This window comes from Shewanella kaireitica (assembly GCF_023284045.1).
GTDB classification, from domain to species: Bacteria; Pseudomonadota; Gammaproteobacteria; order Enterobacterales; family Shewanellaceae; genus Shewanella; species Shewanella kaireitica.
Window position 1 is genome coordinate 82312 of sequence record NZ_JAKIKQ010000005.1, and the last position, 22228, is coordinate 104539.

The window sequence follows — 22228 nt, forward strand, 5'->3', positions numbered from 1 at the left end:
CACATTGATAAAGTTCACAAAATGGCTTCATCAATGTGTGATACCCCTAAAGGCCAACTTTTACTTTGATAGTAATAATTTGGTCATCAATTGGCTGTGGGTCATTAGTGCCACTTGTTTTTCACTGCCGCCTTCATCTGTTAGTTTGATAAAAGGTGAGTTGATAAACTGATAAGCATCATCTTCTGAAAGGATCTTAGGAGTGATTGCTTTATAGTTCGCTGCTGTTTCTAAGTCTATATACAAGTATAAGGGCTCAGAACGGACCCAACTCGAGTCATCTGCATTGGATTCAAATAAGTCTCGATACTGCAGCTCAATTAAGTTCTGACCGTTCTCTAACTGCAGGTAGCGACTGTCTACATTATTTAAGCCGTTCACGCCGATGACTTCAAGCGACTCTGGAAATGAGACCGAGGCCGCCATGCTGGTGAAACTAGCGAGTGAGAGTGCAATAACGCTGATAAAATTTTTCATAATAAACTCCAAACAAACTCAATACCCATAGAGACCTATGGAATAAATACTAAAATAGTGTTTTTGCTAAACGCGAGTATTTGAGATTAAGCGTGGAGTGCTATTGGTGGTGGATTGACGAGTGATTGTTCTGCTGTTTGTAAAGACCAAAATACCGTTTGTAAGCTTTGCCCTGCTTCTTGAGCTGCGAGTTTGAGTTGCACCTGTTCCATGATAGCTGGGGTTGAAATACAGTGGGATACACAATCCCCTGCGCCTAACATTTCACACAGAGCATCACAGTCGACCATGCTAGTGTTAATGCTCGAGCTGCTATTACCACAGTGGGTTGAATCTTGCTTTACCTGCGCAGCGGAACTTAAAAGGTCTGGCTGAGCATGTGTATTTGATAAAGCTTGCTGGATATCGTGCTGAGCATGAGAACTAGCATGCAAAAATTTAGGCATCGCCATCGCTGGAGATAGCAAAAATTGCCCTACCAGTGAGATGAGTAATGCTAAATGTGCAAACCGTTTGTACATGCGCAGCCTGTGCAAATAAGAGTGTTGTAATCAGATAGACCTAGCTTTTAAGCATTTAGTTTCAAAAATATTAATATTTATTTCAATATCTAATTTAAGGCTTAGTGCTATTTTAGATATGAAAAGATTTCAAAAATTTACTTTAACTACCCCATTATCAAGCTGATAAGTCTTAATCCTTGCGGTAGGCATGGCTTTAAGCTAGCTTTAGTAAAAGCGCATGTATATTGAACGAGTTTTGATTCTGAACAGAGAGTTGGAGCCATGTCTCATTTTACGCTTTTAGTTCCAGATCAATGAGTAATAATTGGTTTATAATGACCGCATAAATAGCGATGAAGTAGAACTTACATCGATATAAAAATTAAACTTTGGAGATGTGTGATGAACTGGCGAGCACTTTTTAAACCCAGCGCAAAAATTTCGATTCTGGCATTATTAGTCGTCGGTATCGTAGTCGGTGTAGTAGGTTACTTTGCTACACAACAAACTTTGCATGCGACAAGTACAGATGAGTTCTGTATGAGCTGTCATAGCAACCACTCATTGAAAGATGAAGTACTTGCTTCTGCTCACGGCGGAGGTCGCGCTGGTGTAACTGTTCAGTGTCAAGACTGTCACTTACCGCACAACCCAGTTAAGTACTTAGTTAAGAAAATCATCGTATCTAAAGACCTTTACGGTTACTTAACTATCGACGGTTTCAACACTCAAGAGTGGTTGGATGAAAACCGTAAAGAGCAAGCTGACCTAGCACTTAAGTACTTTAAAGCTAACGATTCAGCTAACTGTCAGCACTGTCACACTCGTATTTACGAAAACCAACCTGACACAATGAAGAAGATGGCGAAGAGAATGCACGCTAACAACTTCAAGAAAGACGAAGACAAGCGTAAGACTTGTGTCGACTGTCACAAAGGTGTTGCTCACGTTTACCCAAAAGGTAAGTAATAAGCAACGTCCTATAGCTGCGAGCGGGATGAGACGCTCGCAACTAACTTAAAGCCCCATGTTCATTCCGAATGCGGGGCTTTTTTGTGGCTGACGTTTAGGGGATTCTGCTGAAGCGGGAAAGCAGGTTATACCAATCAGTAAGGTGGAAAAGCTGAAACAACTAAGTAAGGAAGGGCAGGATAGAGCTAAAACAGCAAAGCAAAGGACGTACGATTAGTTTTGTGTTCTTTGGTTTGCTGTTGCTGAAGCTGTATATGTGCAGTTAGTGCTATGGAGTGTTAGCTTTTTTGCTTATTTAAAACCTGCTGACGATATTGCAGCAGACTAAATACGCCAAACACAAACACTTGTAGGTAATCCCCTTTCTTTAACGGCAGCAGTTGATTGAACAGAGTGTGAAATATAATGGTTTGGAAGCAGTGCATAAATATCGTCACAGCGAGCAGGATATTTAAAATGGCTGCGATATTGCCTTCAAACGGTGTCGCTAGGTTATAGAACATCATCAACCAGGCAAAAGCGGTCGCCAACTTACCTGCCAATAGTACCCATTTCATTATCGGTTATCCTCGGTAGAGTTATCCTCAAGCGGACAGTATTGGTATAAGCGGTAGATCACTTGCCCTGCTGATTTCTCTTTTAGTAGTGTCCAAGTCACAGGCACTTCAAGCAATGCCAGCTCTGCTTCTGTTTCTACATAAATCAGTGCATCAGGCAGTAACCACTGCTGTTGATCAAGCAGTTGGATACTTTTCTCTGTGAGTGACTTTCTAAAAGGTGGATCAACAAATACGATGTCAAAGCCTTTCTCTGGAGAGCTTGCTAACAACTTAAGGCTGTCTCCCTTAATCACGTCACCATCGTTACATTTTAATGTGGCTAGGTTTTCAAGGAGTTGCTTAGCAGCTTGAGGTTGCAGTTCAAACACTCTGGCATAAGCAGCATAACGTGATAAAGACTCTAAACTTAATGCACCACTGCCACCGAAACAATCCAATACTCGAGCACCGCGAACGTCATTTGCTATCCAATTGAACAGTGTTTCACGTACACGATCGGTTGTCGGTCTTAAGCCTTCAAGATCATGGATAGGCAATTTGCGCGATCGCCACTGACCAGAGATGATCCTAACTTGGCCGCTTGAGGGTCTTTTTTTGACCATGGTGTCCTCGTGATTTTGCCTTATGGCAGAAAGTGGTAGACTATAGCGTCTGATTTAAGGTCGTTATTTTATATCAAAGCACAGCTAAAAGGTAAAAAGCCGTCGCTTAGTCGCGCAGTGGTTATACTTTTGCTGTTTTAATCAGCGTAATCTCGGTCTATTTTTGATATAACGTCCTCCACCCTAACGCATTTATGTACAGTTATTTGAGCATCGGTAATACACATGGCAAAGAAAGGTTTTTTTTCCTGGTTCCGCAAAGATAAATCTAAAGAGCAACCGCAAGAAGTAGAAGCAGAGTTGAATGTTTCAACTGAAGCAGAGACAGAGCAGGTTGATACAACGCAAGTTGAAGCTGAACGTGTTGCAAGCGAACAGGCAGAAGCCGAAAGAGTCGCCACTGAACAGGCTGCGCAAGCAGAGGCTGAACGTGTTGCTAGCGAACAGGCAGAAGCTGGCAGAATAGCCACTGAACAGGCTGCGCAAGCAGAAGCTGAACGTGTTGCTAGCGAACAGGCAGAAGCTGCCAGAATAGCCACTGAACAGGCTGCGCAAGCAGAAGCTGAACGTGTTGCTAGCGAACAGGCAGAAGCTGCTAGAATTGCCACTGAGCAGGCTGCGCAAGCAGAAGCTGAACGTATTGCCAGCGAACAGGCAGAAGCTGCCAGAATAGCCACTGAACAGGCTGCGCAAGCAGAAGCTGAACGTATTACTAGCGAACAGGCCGAAGCTGCCAGAATAGCTACTGAACAGGCTGCGCAAGCAGAAGCTGGACGTGTTGCTAGCGAACAGGCCGAAGCTGCCAGAATTGCCACTGAACAGGCTGCGCAAGCTGAAGCTGAACGTATTGCTAGCGAACAGGCTGAAGCTGCCAGAATTGCCACTGAACAGGCTGCGCAAGCAGAAGCTGAACGTGTTGCCAGCGAACAGGCCGAAGCTGCCAGAATCGCTACTGAACAGGCTGCGCAAGCAGAAGCTGAACGTGTTGCTAGCGAACAGGCCGAAGCTGCTAGAATTGCCACAGAACAAGCTGCGCAAGCTGAGGCCGAACGAATTGCCGCAGAACAAGCTGAATCTGAGCAAGCGGAACAAGAAGCCGCAGAAGAGCAGCCAGAACCACAAGTAAAACCTGTTAAAGAGGGCTTATTTGCTCGACTGAAACGTGGCTTAAAGCGCACCAGCGAAAGCATCGGTAGTGGCTTTGCGGGAATATTCAGTGGCAAGAAGATCGATGATGATCTTTTTGAAGAGTTAGAAGAGCAGCTGTTGATTGCTGACGTTGGTGTTGAAACCACCACTCGCTTAATTAAAAACTTAACTGAGCAAGCCAGCCGTAAACAACTTAAAGATGGCGAAGCGTTATATGATTTGATGCGCGATGAGATGCAAAAGACACTTGATCCTGTCTCCGTGCCACTTATTCCTGAAAATGCAGACGGCCCATTTGTTATTTTGATGGTAGGCGTTAACGGTGTGGGCAAAACTACCACCATTGGTAAGCTTGCCAAGCAGTATCAAGCGCAGGGTAAATCTGTGATGCTCGCTGCAGGTGATACTTTCCGAGCTGCAGCGGTTGAACAGTTACAAGTATGGGGACAGCGCAACGATATCCCTGTTATTGCTCAGCATACTGGCGCCGATAGTGCTTCAGTGCTGTTTGATGCTTTGCAGGCTGCTAGAGCACGTAAAGCCGATGTACTGATTGCTGATACCGCAGGTCGATTGCAAAACAAAGCACATTTGATGGACGAGCTAAAGAAAGTCGTTCGAGTGATGAAAAAGCAAGATGAATCAGCCCCTCATGAGGTGATGCTGACGCTAGATGCGAGTACTGGTCAGAATGCTATTAGCCAAGCGCAGCTTTTCCAAGAAGCGGTGGGTGTAACCGGTATTACCATTAGCAAATTAGACGGTACCGCAAAGGGCGGCGTTATCTTTGCTATTGCAGACAAGTTCGGTATCCCAATTCGTCATATTGGCGTAGGTGAGCAGATTGACGATCTTCGCACATTTGACGCTAAAGACTTTATTGAAGCGTTATTTAGTCAATCAAAAGACGACAGCGACACGAAATAACGTTAACTTATAGAGTGATATCGACGACTAAGAAACATAACTAATGATTCGATTTGAGCAAGTCAGCAAAGTATATCCCGGAGGGCAAAAAGCCCTTTCGGATGTGAGCTTTCATTTAAAACGTGGTGAAATGGCGTTTCTTACTGGTCACTCTGGTGCCGGCAAGAGTACCTTGCTCAAATTGATCACTGTGATAGAGCGCGCCAATGGCGGTAAAGTCGCTATTAATGGCCACGACATCGCCAAGATCCGCCGTGCTCAAGTCCCCTATCTGCGCCGCGACATTGGCATGATTTTTCAGAATCATCACCTGCTAATGGAAAAGACAGTCTTTGATAATGTGGCTTTGCCGTTAATCATTGAAGGCTTTTCTCACGGCGAGATCCGTAAGCGAGTTGCAGGTGCACTGGATATGGTTGGCCTTTTTGGTAAAGAGCGGCATAAACCCATTATGCTATCTGGTGGTGAGCAACAGCGTGTTGGCATTGCGCGTGCGATTGTGAATAAGCCCCCGTTACTGCTAGCTGATGAGCCGACGGGTAACTTAGATCCTAAGTTGTCGATGGACATATTACGTTTATTCGAAACCTTTAATGACTCCGGCACGACTGTATTAATTGCTACCCATGATTTAGGACTAATTGCTCGGATGAAATACCGGACTTTAACGCTTAAGCAAGGGCGAGTACTTGGCGCGCAAGAGTTAGATCAATCTAGCAGCCTAGAGGCAAACTGAGGACTATGATGACTAAGCAACCTCAGTTAACCCGCAGCAAACTTCCCATCTCTGGCCAAATCGTGATGTTTTTTATTCGTCATATTCAGCATGCTATGGCAAGTCTTGGCGAGCTATGGCGCAATCCTATCTCTTCAATCATGACCATGGCGGTACTTGGCGTTAGCCTTAGTTTGCCAGCAGCGCTACAAGTGTTAGTCAAAAATGCTGAAACCATTACTCAGTCATGGAATAGTGCGGCCGAGATCTCGTTATTTGTTGATGAAGGCCGCAGTGAGAAGAGTATTCAAAGCTTAATCACTCGCTTAAAAGTTTACCCTGAAGTGGCTGAGGTAAATTATATTAATCGCGATCAAGCCTTAGAGGAGTTTCAACGACTTTCAGGCTTTGGTGAAGCGTTATCTTATTTAGATGCCAATCCACTACCCGCAGTGGTGATGGTGACACCTAGCCTTAAGTATTCTAGCCCTGAGGGCGCAAGGGAATTACTGAGGAAGCTAGAGCAAGAAGCTGAAGTTAGCTTTGGTCGTTTAGACATTGAATGGCTTGAACGACTACAAGCCGTGGTCAAACTGCTTGAGCGTACTGTGTTGGCTATTGCCGCGCTGCTAGTGTTAGCGGTGGTATTGGTGATTGGTAATACCATTCGTCTGGCGATTATGAATCGCCGTACCGAAATCGAGGTCATGAAACTGGTTGGAGCGACAGAGGCCTTTATTCAACGACCATTCCTATATACAGGAATTTGGTTCGGTATTATTGGTGGAGTGTTGGCATGGATAATCATTAATCTATTGGTATGGTACCTAGACTCCGCCTTGGCAGAGTTACTCGGTTTGTATGGCAGTCAGTTACATATGGAGTCATTGACGCTTACCGAATTAGGCCAGTTAGTGTTATTGGCATCCTTTCTAGGATGGCTTGGTTCTTACCTTTCTGTAAGGCAACACCTGCGAGCGATTGAGCCTTCTTAAAGGTTGTCATCCTTTAGTCAAAAACATGAACTATCCTTCATTTGTCTTGTCTTAATGTAAGTGTAAAATTCATGTTTACATATTAGATAACGCCGATGGTTGACATATTTTGTCAATTAGTCGATAGTTCACAGTCCATCTTATATCGAGGTGGATTTTTAGGTTTAGATAGACCGTAGTATTGGTAATAAGTAGGAGCGTGAATGACTGATCAAACGCAAACAATGGCACTAATGGTTCCTCAAAGTAGTGGAAGCCTCGAGTCTTATATTCACTCAGCGCACAGCATCTCTATGCTGGATGCGGAGAAAGAGCATGAGCTAGCGAAGCGCCTACAGGAAACTGGTGACCTAAGTGCTGCGAAAGAGCTGATTATGTCGCATCTACGTTTTGTAGTGCATGTTGCTAAAGGCTACTCAGGATACGGTCTACCGCAAGCCGATTTGATTCAAGAAGGTAATATTGGCTTGATGAAAGCCGTTAAGCGTTTTGACCCAGATGTGGGTGTGCGCTTGGTATCATTTGCCGTACATTGGATTAAAGCTGAAATTCATGAATATGTGCTTAAAAACTGGCGCATAGTGAAAGTTGCAACCACAAAAGCACAGCGTAAGTTGTTCTTTAACCTTCGTAAAACTAAGAAGCGTCTTGGCTGGTTTAGTGATAATGAAGTAGGGATGGTTGCTGAAAGCTTGGGTGTTTCTAAAGCCGACGTGACCGAAATGGAATCACGCATGGCAGCTCAAGATCCAGCCTTTGATTTAGCTAGTGATAATGATGACGAACAAGATTATGCGCCTATGCATTACCTTGAAGATCATTCATCAGATTTAGCTTCTCAAGTTGAAAATGACAACTGGGAACAAAGTAATCAAACGCGTCTGCTGTCAGCTATCAAGACTCTTGATGAGCGTAGTCAACATATACTCCAAGCTCGCTGGTTAAATGAAGACAAAACCACGCTACAAGAGCTAGCAGCAACTTATCAAGTATCGGCAGAGCGTATCCGCCAACTTGAAAAAAATGCGATGAACAAACTGAAAGGACGAATGGAAGGCTAAGGCTTTTTGTTGGTGCTTTAAAGAAAACCTGCTTACTAGCAGGTTTTTTTATGTCTGGAACATTTGTTCTAGACATTGTTTTTGAAATCAAGCTGCGCTTGATAAAGGTCGTGGTGCTTCGCCCACACCAGAGCCAAGGGGCAAAGCGCTTGCGCCCCTTGGCAATCCCTCAGCGCCCCGGCGAAATTTAAAAAGCGAAATTTCCAACGGGGGAGATTAGATTCTGTGAGTTATTTGTATGTGTTTCAGCCCATACTTTTACTGATAAATAGTGATAACATTTAATAGAGGTGGTATTAGCTTGATTCTAGGGTAATTGAGATTCTGGAGCGTTAGCTTATTCCATAAACTGATTTAATAGCTTTAAAACGGTAAGGTTTCAAATTGATGGCTAAGTATTCAGATTTTGTTTCTCGTTCGATAAAAAAAGTTTTATCGGGGAGAAACCTAGCTTCTTCAGACAAAGCGAAGTATTCCTTCCAATTACTAAATGCTGTCGTTCAAAACCATGATGCAATAGTTGGAATTTTGAACTCTAGTGTACAAAAGCCTAGCCTGATTCTTTTACGTCCTCAATTGGAAAGTTTAATCAAAGGGGTTTGGCTTTTACTATGTGTAAATTCTGATAATGATCTCGCTTCTTTTTTAAATAATAAGAATGGAACTAGCTCTCCACCAAGTGAATGTAAACAATGTGGTAAAAAAGGCAAAAAGAAGAAGCCACGTGATAAATCTCTACAGTCTTATGTGGATGATATTATTGAAACTAACCCTACAGTTGGGGGGAAGTTAGACTGGTTTAGAAGTGAATATTTACGACATTTTAATAGTTTTACTCATGGTGGCTTAGTATTTTTAAAGCTAGGATTCGATGAGGAGCGCAGTATGATTAGTGACCGACTAGAAGACAGTATAGCGAATGAAGTTTATTTGTTAAGTGCAGAATATGCTGTATTGGCAGCAGATCTGATCGGTTCTTGTTTTGACGAAAATACAACTCGTGACCTTAGATACCTTTGTATTAATAAGCTTACTGCTTTTTTAGCAGAGCTAAACAGTCATACTTTGTGAAAAAGTAGCTTATGTGGGTACTTGTATTATTTGCCCTAAAGAGTATCGACTATTTTTGATGGGGATTTTGTGTGTTTTGAAACTGGTGTAGCTGCGGTTGAGGCCGCCGTAAACAGGGATGTTTTCGTTTAGCTCATAGGGAGGTGCTTGTTGCGAGCCTCAGCAGCAGCTACGCATATGCATGCTGTAAGCAATTGGAATCATTGTGCCTGTTATTACCGCCCTTGATTGAGAGTGATTTATTCCTCTAAATTATACTGTTAATTGTACTATTAGTGATCGCGCCACAATTGTAAAATAGAGCCAATCAACAATATTTAAAGTTAATTGAGATAGAGGTTCTATTTCGCTGATATCACCGCTGATATCACCGCTGCTATCACCTGTTTGCGCACTACTTTAATCCCCACAGAGTTGATATCTGGCCATGGGTAGTATTGTCTTGGTCTTTTAAAGCGGGCAATTTTGTCAGCAAGAAAAGCTGTTAACTCGGGCTCTGCTGGCTGACCTGCTGAATCGTTGGCTATTTTAATCGTAGCAGCGGGTAGCTTGCCAAATTTGTCATCGGCGATTGCAAAGACAATGGCGTCATCTATCTGTGGGTGCAGCTTTAGCGCTGCCTCTATCTCTTCTGGTTGGATATTCTCGCCGCCACTGATAAACATGTTGTCAGCTCGGCCATCAATGCGTAAGTTGGCGTTTTCATCCCAATGTGCCAAGTCTTTGGTGTAGAACCAGCCCTCACTATCTGTCGGTCGTTGAAAGCTATCTTGCGTTAAATAGCCAAGAAACAAACACTCGCCTTTTACCCATATTTCACCATCAACGATTTTGAGCTCTCGTTTAGGTAATGGTATGCCGCTAGAGCCATCGGCGTGTGCTTTACCTGTGGTGATTTGCGAGCTCATCTCTGTCATGCCATAGCTGGTATAGGCAGCTATGTTAAGCGTGTCGAGCTGTTGCAAAAGATCGGCAGAGATCACGCCGCCGCCCAATAGCATGGCTTTGACTTGGCTAAGATCGCAGTTGTCGCTATCAAGCAGTTTTTGCAGTTGTGCGCTAACCAATGATAGGTGGCTTATTTTGTCGCGGCTTAATTGCGTTGCAAGACTCATTGACTTGTCTTCGAATACCACGCTGGCTCCGGAGAGTGCACAGCGATTGGCAATCGCTAGTCCACCTATATGAAAAAGTGGTAGCGACAATAACCAGCTATCCTCTGCTGTGATATCGATAAGCGATTTTGAGCCATTAGCGCTGGCGATATGATTCGCAAAGCTATGTACTGCAGCTTTAGGTAAGCCGGTACTGCCAGACGTGAGAATAGCGTTTACGCCTCGGTTTGGGTCGATGTTTGCTGGTGCTGAAGCTCTGCTGTGCTGAGTAAAATCTAACTCTAATGGCTGAGTAATATCATTACTAAGTACCTCATGCAGCGCTTGGTTGGCGCTGTTATTTGAAATGTCGCCTAACCAGCAGTAAGTATATTGATGAGTTTGAATCAGCTCTATTAGCTGCTTGGGTGCGAATCGCGGTGAAATAGGGCAAAACAACATACCGTGATCAACGCAAGCCCAATACAGCGTCAGCAATTCTGGTTGGTTATAGCCGATGCAGGCAATTCTATCGCCTCGCTGTAGGCCAGCTTGTATTAACTGTTCGCCTATAGCCACCACTTGCTGACTGAGAGTCTGGTAGCTGACTTTTAGCTCTCCGATACGATATGCAGAGGCGTTAGGCGCTATGGTTGCACGCTTATGGATCGGCGATAGCATTGTATTGTCTGCATCATGCTGTGGCATCTTGGGCTATCCAAGCGCTAGTATTTGCTGTAGGTCACTCAGTTGTTGGCATTTAGCTTTACCTGAGCTTTGTATTAGATCTTGGCTGAAGGCACCTAAGGTGTCTGTGCCTGGGATCTCATCGGGTGTGACTATGTTGGCTAAGCGGCTCAAGGCATGAATACCCAGGCTAGCCTCTAAGCTTGAACTTAGAATTGTCCGTACTCCGTGTTCATTAGCAAGATGTTGCAATGCTTGTAGCTTTTCTAAACTACCTAACAACATAGGCTTGATGATGATGGCGCAAAGCCCTGTTTGCATCTCAAATTGGTAATCTGGGTCGTTAAGCGACTCATCCAGCGCCCAAGGGGCCTCTATGGCTTTATAAAAGCTTGGATTATCGCTCGGTTGCTTACACGGCTCTTCAATGTACTCAATTGCATTTAGCGGAATGCAGGCGATAAACTCGATCGCTTGCTGTAACTCAAAGCCGCGATTGGCATCTAGCCTCAGTTTTAGGTCTGGACGAATCGCTAATATTTGATGAATAAGCTGGATTTCATCCTCTAGCGATGTCTGTGCTACTTTAACTTTTACTGAATGGATATTACCGCTAAGTGCTTTTACTCGCTCGGCAACTGCTGTTAATGGTTCATCTTGGTTGCGATAGATGAGCGGTATTGTGCGGTTTTCTATGCGATGGCCGTCAAGTGAGCCCGTCAGTTTGGCGTGCATCAAGCTTAAACCAAAGGCGATAGCACTCTGCGCAGTATTGTCAGCTAAATCTAGCAGCGAATTGACAGGCTGTTGCAGCAGTGTAGGTAAGTTGTCAGTCAGTTCTGTAACGGTTTGGGCTAAGGAGTGCTGACTAAAACCTGTGAGTGGGTTGCCATCGACATCAATACCTGAAAGGGGAGAAAGCTCGACATACTCAGTACGTTCATCATTATCTGCAATAGCTGTTGCAGCCAGAACTAAGCCGCTACGGTTATCTATCCGTTGTTTACCCACAGGCAGTAATCGATCGAGTTCAATACTGAATTGATAAAGGCTAAGTTTACTCAGAAGCATTTAGTGGCCTATTTAGGTAATGTTGGGTTAACGGCAAGAGGGTTTAGTAGCCGCAAGACTAACTGACTAAAGGTGTCAGGCGCTGCGCTATGAACATTATGGCCACTGGCATTAACTGGATAAAGCTTGAGTGGGTATTGTTGCTGCCAGCGTGTGGCCAGTGACAGAAATTTTTTGTCATCAACGCCTGCAATAAAAAAACAGGGCGCACTGATAACCGCAGGCGTATCCCACAAGTCAGCTTGCTGTGCCAGTGAAGTGGCTTGATAACAGTTGCTCAGTTTAGCGCCTTGATTACCACTGCGGCGTTTAATCATCGTTTGTTGTTCAGTGATGCTGAGGTCGGAAAAAACAGCTTGTTGGTACCACTGAGTTAAAAATGCTGTGATATCAAGATGGGTGAGCTTGTCTGCCCATTGCGCATCATTGATTTTTCGTTGTGCTTTATCTTGCTCGGATTGCAGACCAGGATGGCAAGATTCTAAGGTAAGGCTTAGTACACAACTCGGATAGCGGCGAGCTAGATGCAATGCAATACGGCCGCCGAGTGAATAACCAATGAGATGATACTGTTTTATATCTAGCTTAGAGACTGTTTGCTGAATGAGTTCGCAGCAAGTTTCAAACCCAGGCGTTGGCAACCTTTGGTTGAAGCTGTCGCCATGGCCAGGGAGATCGATGCTAATGCAGTAATATTGCTCAGCGAGCACTGCGGTGATAGCTGACCAATCTTGTTTATCTCCTAAGAAACCATGCAGCAGCACAATGGCTGGTTTGCTAGGCTGACCTTGGCTGCGATAACTCAGCATTAGCTCTGTTTTACCCAAGTGGCAATGGCAGCGATTTGATCGCTTGCTTGGTTCTGAGCCACGCTGACTTCAATGACCGATGGACCTGCATATGTCATGGCGTACTCATAAGATTCAATAAAGTCATCGAGGTTGTCGACTTGATTATAGGCTAAACCGAACATGGCAGCACCGAAACCAAATTCAAGGCCATGAGATAAGCGGTAGTAATCGGTTCTTAGCTGCTCGTTAGGGACTGGCAACAGGTTAAATATATTGCCGCCATCATTATTGAGGATAACAATCACAAAGGGGCTGGTTACTGTTCGGGCAATCGCCAGTGAGTTGAGATCATGTAGCTGAGAGATATCACCAATAATCAATGTTGTTGGCTTTTTATCTGCAATCGCAACCCCAGAAGCCGTCGCTAACAGACCATCAATACCCGATGCACCGCGATTGGTAAAGATATTGGCGTAATCAGCAGTGATAGGCGCATACATATCAAATAATCTTACTGGCAAGCTATTGCCTATGAACAATTGCTGTGAAGAGGTTTGGCGCTGGGCTACCGCCCTAATGGCTTGTGCTTCACCAAAATCAGCTTGGTCTATCTGTTGCTGGAATAGTGTCTCTAGTGCAGCATTGTGCTGTGTGAGTGCTAGTGCCCATTGCGCCTCGGAGGAGCGTGGCCATGGCAACTGGCTAAAGGTATCAGCTTTAGCTATCCACTGCTGTTTGGCTTTATGGCTAGGATCGAGCCTTTGTTGTTGGGGCAAGACTTGCCAGTAATCCTTCCACTGTTTCTCGTTTAAATAGCTGATGAGTCGCTTTGATAAAATGCGACCACCAAATACCAGTACCTTTTCCGCTTGCGCCAATATAGCTTGAGACTTTGGATGCAATAGCAGTTGATCGATATTGCCAATGGCAGCATTACTTTGTCTAAGCTGCGACTGTGCATCGGTCACAATTGGCCAACCGAGCTTAATAGACAGTGCGATAAGCTGCTCTGGATTATGCTCAGGAGGCAGCGTTGCCGCCACAATCACCCCTTTGCCATGGACAAATCGGGCCAGGGCGTCGGAGGTAGGGAGCTGTGATGCGGTATTTGCAGCGTACTGAATATAGGGGGCACTATCTTGCTGCCATTGGACGACAGGCTTTAAATATTGGCTAAAATCGGCTTGTGGTTCAGCAGGGTAGAGCGGTTCACGGTACATACAGTTTATATGTATCGGTTGGGTATGATTGCTCACTGCATCATCGATACTGCTTAATAGCGCTGCCGGGCTGATATTGAGATCCGGTGTCGGTAGATTGAGTGGTTTGGCATACTGGGCAAATATTGCTGGTTGATTTATGGCTTGATTGGCGCCGCAGTCAATCAGCTCTGGTGGACGATCGCCTGAGAGCACGATAAGTGGCACATGGGTTAACCAGGCTTCAATTACTGCCGGGTATAGGTTGGCAACCGCGGTACCTGAGGTGGTAATTATCGCCACTGGCGCCGCGCTGGCTTTAGCCAGGCCAAGAGCCATAAAACCTAGGCCACGCTCATCGAAATGCAGATGCTGCTGAAGGCTTGCCTGCTTGGCGGCGGCAAGAGTTAACGGAGTTGAGCGAGAGCCCGGTGCCATACACACATGTTTAACGCCTAGACGAGCAAGCTCCTCTAAGATCAATGTTCCCCATAACAAGTTCAGTTCAGCTGTATGTTCAGTTTGCATAGATAATTACCATCCCAATGATAATGCTAGTTTAACTTGCTTTAGCGTAAAGGAATATGATCAGCTTTGGTTTTATTAAAACCTAAAAGGTTCTGTTGTGGAAATCTCTAATGGCAACGATAAATACAAAAGCTGCTAACCCTGATTATCAATCCACTCGCTCATCACCACATGAGTTTTAATTTTAGTGATATCGGGGTGAGCATCGATAAACTCTCGAATTTGATGTAATCGCTTCATTGACGGTGCATTCACATAGACTAAAAGATCCATATCGCCGGTGATGCCTCTGCAGGTAATGATCTCTGGAATGGTACGGAACACTTTAACGATGTCTGCACAGTTCGGACATTGATGACGGATTTCAAAATAGGCCGTTACCCCTTCTGTTTGCGAAGCGCTTAGCAATACTTGATAGCCACGAATAGTGCCGTTCTTTTCCATCTTCTTAATTCGCTCTGTGACTGCCGAGCGTGATAAGTTAACCTCCGTCGCAATATCAGAGATACTGCGACGAGCATCGGTTCTTAAGGCCGTGACAATAGCGTTATCAAACTTATCCATAACGTATCCAACATAATGACTGTAAATGAGAGAGTAACCGACAAAGTGACGGAATATTCGGTGAACTTGGTTGCGAACAAGCGCAGATTGAAGCTCAGTGTAGAATTATAATAGTGCCATTGAAGTCAGTGAGTATATGAGATGAACCAAATAACAGCAACAATAGGACGTTGGCAAGGTGCCGGCTTGATGGCCACCACTTTGTTGGGCACCGGAGTATTTATCCTACCGCAAATGACCATAGTAACTGCGGGACAGGGGGCATTAATCGCATGGTTGGTGCTTACGTTAGCCATCATTCCAGTAACCTTAGTATTTGGCCGTTTAGCCAGTGTGCTACCTCATGCTGCGGGCCCTGCGTATTTTGTAGAAAAGGCTTTTGGCCGAACTTCGGGTCGAACCATAGGGTTAATGTTTCTGCTGGTGGTACCTATTGGCGCGCCAGCAGCAATTCTAATGACCTTCCAATTTGTGAATGCTCTGGTGCCGATAGAGGGTTGGGCGCAGGTGGCCACGGAGCTCTTACTGCTTGGAGTATTACTATTGTTAAACCTAAAAGGCATCCAAGTTTCTGCCAAACTGCAGTTTGCTTTAACGCTAGCGATTGTTTCGGTAGTAGTGGTACTTTTTGGTGGTGTCGGAATGAGCTTGTCTGAGCTTGAATCTTTTACCCATCAAGATAGTCCTAATGTGAGTTTAGTGATGGCAGCTGTGGGTATCGCTTTTTGGAGCTTTCTTGGTATTGAAGCAATGACGCATCTGGCGGGTGATTTTCGTAACCCGAAGCGAGATATGATCCCGGCGATGTTTATTGGCACTGTGCTGGTGGGTATTGTCTATTTAGCGTGTACTTTGCTGCTGCTTGTTGTCCCCAGCGAAACGCCGGTGGCAATGGTTGGAGTGTTCGATAGCTTATTGGGCGGTTATGGTGCCCAGGTCATCGGCATTCTAGGGATTGTCAGTGGTTTGGCGACCGTTAATGTGTATACCGCCAGTGTCTCTAGGCTCATCTGGAGCTTTAGCCGTGACGGTGTGTTACCTAAGTACTTTAACAAGCTAAATCAGCACAACTCCCCTGCTCGTGCATCAATCGCAGTACTGGTTTCAATGGCATTGGTGATAATTCTGACCTATGTAACTGGCCAGCAGTTAGAAGATCTGATCGCATGGAGCAATGGAGTGTTTGTTATTATCTACTTAGCGGCTATGTTGGCCGCGGTAAAATTGCTGAGTAAGCGCTATCTGCCTTTGGTCGCGCTTAGTTGTATTCTATGCGGTGTTATTGGTTTTGCCTTAGGTTGGAATATGGCTTACGCCATACTCTTAATGTTGGTGTTATTTCCAATATTATGGCTACAGAAAACACACCTCAGTCGTAAACAATGGCTCACTGAATAACTTAAGGCTTCTGTTGTGTTTCAATGGCGAGATTACGCATCTGAATCAGCTCGCTATGTCTTAAGTAAAGCAACTCTGAAGTGCGACGGATCATCTGGTCTTCATATTGGCACAGATGACCGTCTGCATAGGCAAGGCGCCACATTGCTAAGATTAATTGCTGCTTTTGTTCAATATCAAAACTGTCATTAATCGCTTGGGTAAATTCGAATAAAGAGGTCGAATTACTTTGTGATACGGTCGCGTCTTTTATTAACGCGTCGACATCATTTACTGACAAACCTAAAGTGGTGGTAAGCAGCTCGGGCAGTATCTTTGCCTCTTCATCTGACATGGTCTCATCGGCCATAACCACTTCTAGCAGTAAACTTGCAGCTGCGAGGTTTAGATGATGAGCTTGCTCTTCGGCAGATAATGTCTGATTAGGGGATTCAAAAAACTGTTTTAACTTGGCAAGCATGTAAACTCCTCAATAGATAATAACCACTACATTCTACTGTTGTCAGTAGCGTCCGTTTGCGTAAGTAGGGACACTGTTGTCTCATCTATACATTCTGAATGGCAAGTTTGAGTAGAACTGAATGGTTATTTACTCAATGTAATTACGGTGAATATAACTTAGAGCGGCAAATAAAGAGAGAGTTCCATCTTGGCTTATATTGATAGCGTCAATGATAAGCCAAGATAACAGCGAAGCTTATAAAATAGCGCCTAGCCCCTTCATCAGCAGATCTGAAGTACCAGAGGTGCCATTAGCATCGAGGTAGCCTTTAACGATATCAACCATAGGAGCGGCAAGATCTTTTGAGATCCCTAGCTTTTCGAAAGCATCATAAACCATCGCTCCGCCTTGTAATGATTCACCGAACCCGCCAGCTTTGGACAGTAGGCCAGACATACCTGAATCGTCGTCTAGGGCTGGCACTGCACCGAGTAAGCCGTCAATTCCAGGGATAGAGTCTGAAATAGCGCTAAAGTCGCTGCTACCCAAAGAAGACTGTGCTAATGATAACAAGCTACCTAAACCACCTTCTGCTTGATCTTGGCTCAACCCCAATTGTGACATGACACTACCCACTAAATCGCTTGATTCTGATGGCTTAGATATAGCGTTGGTCACTTCTGTTAGCGAGTCTAACCCGTGAGCGGTAGCCTGAGTCGAGACAAGGCTAAGCATGGCTAGAAAAGTCGCGGTCAATAATTTCATGAGAGTCATCCTTTTAAGGTTTATCTGTTGCAGTTTTCATTAGTTTAACGGGTTTAACAGTTCGTTTGCAGTTTTTTTACTTTTCAGAAATAGTAAATACGTGATTTGAACTGTGCATTAATTACCAAATTTGGGTATCCTTAGCCTTAATTCGTGTTATTCAATTTCAATGTTTGGAATACCCTATGTCATTATCTGCCATCTTGACTCAAGCTTTTAATTTTTTCCGTAATAATATTAGTCAATTAGCTACATTACTGGTGCCTGTATTGTTTATCCAAGTGGGTATACAGTTATGGTTGAGCCTAGAAATTAACGCTGCTGATCTTGAAAATCCGCAGTTTGGCACTAGTCATATGGTCGCTATGATGGTGTTGTTGTTGGTTTTTTCCTTTCTTATCGCCGCTCTGACACTGTTTTTAGAGATCCGCTCGCAAGGACACAGTCCGAGTAATGCTATGATCTTAAAAACCAGCTTGAATTTTGTACCGACTCTTTTGTTGGCTGGCGTGTTGTCTGGCTTAGCGGTTGTGGGGCCATTTATTGTATTACTAGCGATTAACCCAATGCTTGGTATTATCGGCTTAGTATTAAGTATTTATCTATTTGCTCGACTCGCATTTGTTAATTTTATGGTGGTTGTAGAGCGGTTAACCCCGTTGGAAGCTATTAAACGTAGTTTCTCTTTTAGTGGACCAATCACGCTGAAAACCATCACGGTATTATTAATCTATATCCCTATCTCACTTGCTGGTGGCGTATTGGCACTTGTAACACAGCTGGGCGGCGTGCCGTTACAGCTTGTTGGTGAAGTCGTTGTGGCATTCTTCGGCCTATTTGTGAACGTAGCACTGTTCCGTTTGTACATGGTTGCGCGTGACGACTCTGATGTGCAGGGTAATTTAGAGCAGTAATCACGATTATTGCTTATCAGCTCTATCACGAGTACTGAATAAAATGCTCGTGATAGAGTTTCAACATATCACTGTGTGGCGCAGTTAGCGGCGTAGGAGCGTATCTTGTTAAACGATATAGAATTCGTTAATCAGTTTTCGGCAGAGCTGGGGCAAGACTACCGTAAAGCCAAAAGTTTTGTTACTGATGTTCCTACTCAGGCGTTACTGCACGTAAGAAGCTTTAGTCATAAACTAACCAGTTTGCTGGCCGAGAAACGTTCAATTCATTTTGACAGCCCCAACCTCTATGACCGCATTGAGCTACTGAATCAACGTAGATTAATCGATGTAAAAACTACTCGAGCACTGCATAAATTACGCACAGACGGTAACCGTGGTGCGCATCCTGAAAAATATCATCTAACGCCAGAGCAATTACAGCAGCTTAGTCAACGAGCGATTAAGAACCTGTTGCAGCTCGTGGACACCTTATTTAAGCAAGTCACTGGCAATGCCACTCCTGAATATTACTTTGAAGAGTTTGACGCCTTAGCAGGTAGAGATCTGTGTTACCGCGCAGTGATGGAGCGAGATGCCGAGTCACAATATTTGGTGGGGATGTCACTTAAGACGCGAGCATTAATGCAAAGAGAGCAAGAACTTGCTTTGCAAGAGCGTAGTGAGGATAGCGTAAAGGAGCGCTCGACCGCATCTTTTAAGCAAGCGAGTTACTGGTTCTCTCAGGCTGCGGAGCATGATATCAATGCACTCTTTGAACACGGCGTGGCGCTGATCCATGGCTACAGTGGTGAGTTTGATATTATTGCAGGCGAGCAAGCAATCGCCAAAGCGGCGGCTGCAGGCGTTGCCAATGCGATGGCGCTACTCGGTTACTTCTACTTAGTAGGAAGTCAACATTTTACCGCTGATATAGAGCTTGCAGAGCGGTATTTAAGCCAAGCAGCAAAGCTTGAGCAGTCAGAAGCGATGGCTAATTTAGGGGTACTCTACTATCAAAAATCAGATTTGCAGTGTGCTTATAAATATATCAGCCGCGCGGCAAAAGCAGGTTTTCCACACGCACAGTTTCATCTCGCACTGATGTTAGCGCGTGGCGAAGGTTGTGACGTGGATGCAATCAAAAGTGAGTACTGGTTAGCGGAAGCCGCTGAGCAAGGGCAGGTAGATGCTATGCTTTCTAGAGCTCAGACTATGCTGCATGACGATACAGGCCTTATAGAGGATTACACTCAAGCTGAAGCCTATTTACGTGAAGTCATAAAGTACGGTCATAGTGTGCCAGCTATGATAGAGTTAAGTATTGCATTAGCCGATGGTGTGCTTGGTCGCATCGATGTGGTTGCTTCAGCCTCTTTGCTTAAGCTTGCTAAAGAGCATGCGAATGAAGAAGAGCTAGCGGTTATTGAACCTCTTTGGGCATCGCTAGAACAGCAAGTGTTATCTGTGATGCAGATGACAAGTTCACCACAAGAGAAAGAGGCATTAGTAAAAGCTGCTGAATTACTGAGTTAAGTCATAAAAAATACTGGCTTTAAATTGATTAATGACTAGATGCAATCTGCCAGAATGAGCTCGATTCGTGAGGCTAATTCTATTCACGTATCCAATTTTATAGTGGCATATCGATCAATCTAAACGGGATTACTTTTCTACAACACCTTCTATGAAAAGCATAAAGCTTGGCAAAGAAATTTTATTTGTTTTTATGTTCTGCAATTATATCATTAACAGGTAATCCAGCTGTAAATTATAAAATACAATATTCAGTTTATTGTTTACTAATTTAACTTGTATACATTATGCAATATGTGTACCTTAGCTTCAAATAAAATATTGGAGCGCTATATGTCCTACTCTGCAGCAAATGAAGTGAAGTCAATTCCGACCTCTCAAATATCCTTGAAAAGTCTAAACACTGAGCTGAATCATTTTGCAGAGCGCTATGTTCGATTGGTGCTGGCTGTAGGGCAACATGATGACCTTTATATAGACGCCTATTTTGGCCCAAGCGCTTGGAAGGAAGAAGCTTACTGGCAGCCGATGACAGCACTTAGATCGCAGTTTGAAGAAGGTAGTCAGTTACTTAATGTGTTGGGCGCCAAAAAGTTTAATGCAGAGTTACAAGCACGTTATAACTTTTTAGAAAAGCAATGGTCATCTATTGGAGCTTATTTAGATTTGTTGGAAGGCAAGCCGCTGAGTTTTGATGAAGAAGCCGCAAGGTTATATGACTCCGCTGTCGCTGATTTCCAGCTAGATGAACTAAAGGCAATACACCTTGAACTTGAACAACTATTACCTGGGGTTGGTAGTCTACAGAGCCGTTTTACTTTATTTAAAGATAGTTACATTGTACCTAAAGATAAGGTTGCAGCTGTCTTCAGTGCTGCGGTTGACAAGGCGCGTGAGTTAACTAAGTTGCAGTTCACACTACCAGAAAGCGAGAGCTGTGAAATAGAGTATGTGAATGACAAAGTCTGGACCGCCTACAACTGGTTTAAAGGCGATTACCATAGTCTTATTCAACTCAATCAAGATCAGCCGCTGACAATCGATCGCTACCTAGAGCTTGCCACTCACGAAGGCTACCCTGGACATCATGTGTTTAATGCTTTGCAAGAGCAGCTGCTAGTAAAAGGAAAAGCTTGGTTAGAGTATTCTGTTTACCCGCTATTTAGCCCCATTTCATTCTTAGCTGAAGGCAGTGCTAATTATGCGCTCCGCATACTGATGACTGCCGACGAAATCGTTGATTTTGAACGTGATGTATTAATGCCTTTAGCTGGGCTTGATGCGGATATGGCGTTATTTCATAAAGTTTTTGCGTGTATCAAGCGGCTGGGATACTTTGAAAACCATGTTAGCAAGCTACTGACGGATAAAAAAATTGATCAGCAAGAGGCGATACGTCTATTGGTTGACGATGCGCTTTATACCCATTCGCGAGCTGAGCAACGTATGCGCTTCTTTGACTGCAATCGTTCTTACATTATTAATTATAGTGTCGGTGAAGACGCCGTAGCAGATTGGGTTGAATTTGAATCTGATAGTAAAACGGTGCATTGGCAGCGTTTTGAGGCCTTGCTATCAAGACCCCGTAGTGCATCTGCAATGAAGGTTACTCGTTAGGATTGTGCTCGAAAGTGCGTCCCGTTCTTGCTGATTGAGATGGACTGTCCTTAAAAACAGTATTGCTGAAAGCATCAGTTTGCTGATCGCTTTCTCTTTGGAATGTTTGTCCTGCTTGTTGTTTCTGGAAACGTGCTAGCTGACGCTTTAGATAAACGCGACCAAATAGGCTTAGTGTTATAAAGGTGATAGCGCCAAAAAGTAGCAGGAAAGGCAGCGCAACTAAGGCTAGAGTCATAAAGGCTAAACCGATGACGAATGCTAACCAGCCGCGAGAGCCAGAAAATCGATTTTGCATTGAACTGCTTTGAAACTGGTTGTAAATCATATCTTCTCCATAATGTCTTAGTTGTTAGCTTACACCATAAAGATGAATACTTACTGAATGAATAAACTAACGACTTTCATATTGCCGATAAACTAAGCAGATTTCACGTTAATAAAGGTTAATCTTGATTAGGAGCTATTGATCTTTCGAGTTAGTTCTTTAACCCTAAATCCGCGCTTCTTGGCTTTTTTTACTGCGTTGAAGATTCTTTGTGGAGCATGACTAAACCGCACAGCCTACGCGTTGTTACGATATTTAAAAAGGCGGCCAAAAATAACCGTGA

22 protein-coding genes are annotated in these 22228 nt (G+C 44.2%); 10 read left to right on the plus strand and 12 right to left on the minus strand.

Going from position 1 to position 22228, the window contains the following annotated elements; all coding sequences use genetic code 11:
- Positions 1-60: 60 nt before the first annotated feature.
- Both L2730_RS08985 and L2730_RS08990 read right to left on the minus strand, forming a co-directional pair.
- The gene (locus L2730_RS08985; RefSeq protein WP_248974282.1) at positions 61-477 is read right to left on the minus strand and encodes a DUF2057 family protein; all 417 of its coding nucleotides are present in this window, start codon (positions 475-477) and stop codon (positions 61-63) included.
- Positions 478-563: 86 nt separating this feature from the next.
- Positions 564-998, minus strand: coding sequence for a hypothetical protein (locus L2730_RS08990; protein ID WP_248974283.1), 435 nt, complete (start codon positions 996-998; stop codon positions 564-566).
- A gap of 384 nt (positions 999-1382) precedes the next feature.
- Here L2730_RS08990 and L2730_RS08995 point away from each other — a divergent pair, with 384 nt between their 5' ends.
- The gene (locus L2730_RS08995; protein WP_020914762.1) at positions 1383-1949 is read left to right on the plus strand and encodes a NapC/NirT family cytochrome c; all 567 of its coding nucleotides are present in this window, start codon (positions 1383-1385) and stop codon (positions 1947-1949) included.
- 281 nt (positions 1950-2230) lie between these two features.
- Here the strand turns inward: L2730_RS08995 and L2730_RS09000 are convergent, their stop codons facing one another.
- Together L2730_RS09000 and rsmD are read right to left on the minus strand one after the other, a co-directional pair.
- On the minus strand, positions 2231-2509 hold the full coding sequence (locus tag L2730_RS09000; RefSeq protein ID WP_248974284.1) for a DUF1145 domain-containing protein: 279 nt from the start codon (positions 2507-2509) through the stop codon (positions 2231-2233).
- Entirely contained in the window at positions 2509-3114 is a 606-nt protein-coding gene (gene rsmD, locus L2730_RS09005; RefSeq protein WP_248974285.1) for a 16S rRNA (guanine(966)-N(2))-methyltransferase RsmD, read from the minus strand. The genes L2730_RS09000 and rsmD overlap by 1 nt, the downstream gene beginning before the upstream one ends.
- A gap of 225 nt (positions 3115-3339) precedes the next feature.
- Between rsmD and ftsY the strand changes: the two genes are divergently transcribed.
- The 5 genes from ftsY to L2730_RS09030 all read left to right on the plus strand — a co-directional run bounded on the left by ftsY (position 3340) and on the right by L2730_RS09030 (position 9032).
- Positions 3340-5190, plus strand: coding sequence for a signal recognition particle-docking protein FtsY (gene ftsY, locus L2730_RS09010; protein WP_248974286.1), 1851 nt, complete (start codon positions 3340-3342; stop codon positions 5188-5190).
- Positions 5191-5233: 43 nt separating this feature from the next.
- A complete protein-coding gene (gene ftsE / locus L2730_RS09015) occupies positions 5234-5926 on the plus strand; it encodes a cell division ATP-binding protein FtsE (RefSeq protein ID WP_248974287.1) in 693 nt (230 codons plus the stop codon).
- An 8-nt stretch (positions 5927-5934) separates the two neighbouring features.
- Entirely contained in the window at positions 5935-6900 is a 966-nt protein-coding gene (gene ftsX / locus L2730_RS09020; RefSeq protein WP_248974424.1) for a permease-like cell division protein FtsX, read from the plus strand.
- Between the two features lie 203 nt (positions 6901-7103).
- Complete coding sequence (rpoH, locus tag L2730_RS09025; RefSeq protein WP_020914756.1) at positions 7104-7961, plus strand: RNA polymerase sigma factor RpoH; 858 nt, start codon at positions 7104-7106, stop codon at positions 7959-7961.
- 387 nt (positions 7962-8348) lie between these two features.
- Positions 8349-9032, plus strand: coding sequence for a DUF6988 family protein (locus tag L2730_RS09030; protein WP_248974288.1), 684 nt, complete (start codon positions 8349-8351; stop codon positions 9030-9032).
- Positions 9033-9373: 341 nt separating this feature from the next.
- Here the strand turns inward: L2730_RS09030 and menE are convergent, their stop codons facing one another.
- The 5 genes from menE to L2730_RS09055 form a co-directional block, all read right to left on the minus strand.
- Positions 9374-10834: an o-succinylbenzoate--CoA ligase gene (menE, locus tag L2730_RS09035; protein ID WP_248974289.1), complete on the minus strand. Its 1461-nt coding sequence runs from the start codon at positions 10832-10834 to the stop codon at positions 9374-9376.
- Positions 10835-10840: 6 nt separating this feature from the next.
- Positions 10841-11884 carry an o-succinylbenzoate synthase gene (gene menC / locus L2730_RS09040; RefSeq protein ID WP_248974290.1) on the minus strand — a complete coding sequence of 348 codons (1044 nt, stop codon included), beginning with the start codon at positions 11882-11884 and terminating at the stop codon, positions 10841-10843.
- A gap of 8 nt (positions 11885-11892) precedes the next feature.
- Positions 11893-12693, minus strand: coding sequence for a 2-succinyl-6-hydroxy-2,4-cyclohexadiene-1-carboxylate synthase (menH, locus tag L2730_RS09045; protein WP_248974291.1), 801 nt, complete (start codon positions 12691-12693; stop codon positions 11893-11895).
- Positions 12693-14402 carry a 2-succinyl-5-enolpyruvyl-6-hydroxy-3-cyclohexene-1-carboxylic-acid synthase gene (gene menD / locus L2730_RS09050; protein WP_248974292.1) on the minus strand — a complete coding sequence of 570 codons (1710 nt, stop codon included), beginning with the start codon at positions 14400-14402 and terminating at the stop codon, positions 12693-12695. The genes menH and menD overlap by 1 nt, the downstream gene beginning before the upstream one ends.
- Before the next feature lie 135 nt (positions 14403-14537).
- Positions 14538-14966: an Lrp/AsnC family transcriptional regulator gene (locus L2730_RS09055; protein WP_248974293.1), complete on the minus strand. Its 429-nt coding sequence runs from the start codon at positions 14964-14966 to the stop codon at positions 14538-14540.
- Between the two features lie 141 nt (positions 14967-15107).
- Between L2730_RS09055 and yjeH the strand changes: the two genes are divergently transcribed.
- Positions 15108-16364: an L-methionine/branched-chain amino acid transporter gene (gene yjeH, locus L2730_RS09060; protein ID WP_248974294.1), complete on the plus strand. Its 1257-nt coding sequence runs from the start codon at positions 15108-15110 to the stop codon at positions 16362-16364.
- 1 nt (position 16365) lies between these two features.
- Here yjeH and L2730_RS09065 read toward each other — a convergent pair whose 3' ends face one another.
- Together L2730_RS09065 and L2730_RS09070 are read right to left on the minus strand one after the other, a co-directional pair.
- On the minus strand, positions 16366-16824 hold the full coding sequence (locus L2730_RS09065) for a tellurite resistance TerB family protein (RefSeq protein ID WP_248974295.1): 459 nt from the start codon (positions 16822-16824) through the stop codon (positions 16366-16368).
- 237 nt (positions 16825-17061) lie between these two features.
- Positions 17062-17571, minus strand: coding sequence for a DUF2780 domain-containing protein (locus L2730_RS09070; protein ID WP_248974296.1), 510 nt, complete (start codon positions 17569-17571; stop codon positions 17062-17064).
- A gap of 185 nt (positions 17572-17756) precedes the next feature.
- Here L2730_RS09070 and L2730_RS09075 point away from each other — a divergent pair, with 185 nt between their 5' ends.
- The 3 genes from L2730_RS09075 (at position 17757) to L2730_RS09085 (ending at position 21617) form a co-directional block, all read left to right on the plus strand.
- Positions 17757-18485, plus strand: coding sequence for a hypothetical protein (locus L2730_RS09075; RefSeq protein WP_248974297.1), 729 nt, complete (start codon positions 17757-17759; stop codon positions 18483-18485).
- 105 nt (positions 18486-18590) lie between these two features.
- Positions 18591-20000: a DUF4145 domain-containing protein gene (locus tag L2730_RS09080; protein WP_248974298.1), complete on the plus strand. Its 1410-nt coding sequence runs from the start codon at positions 18591-18593 to the stop codon at positions 19998-20000.
- Positions 20001-20333: 333 nt separating this feature from the next.
- On the plus strand, positions 20334-21617 hold the full coding sequence (locus tag L2730_RS09085; protein ID WP_248974299.1) for a hypothetical protein: 1284 nt from the start codon (positions 20334-20336) through the stop codon (positions 21615-21617).
- On the opposite strand, the gene L2730_RS09090 is transcribed toward L2730_RS09085, so the two are convergent.
- Entirely contained in the window at positions 21607-21945 is a 339-nt protein-coding gene (locus L2730_RS09090) for a hypothetical protein (RefSeq protein WP_248974300.1), read from the minus strand. The genes L2730_RS09085 and L2730_RS09090 overlap by 11 nt on opposite strands.
- Positions 21946-22228: the final 283 nt, after the last annotated feature.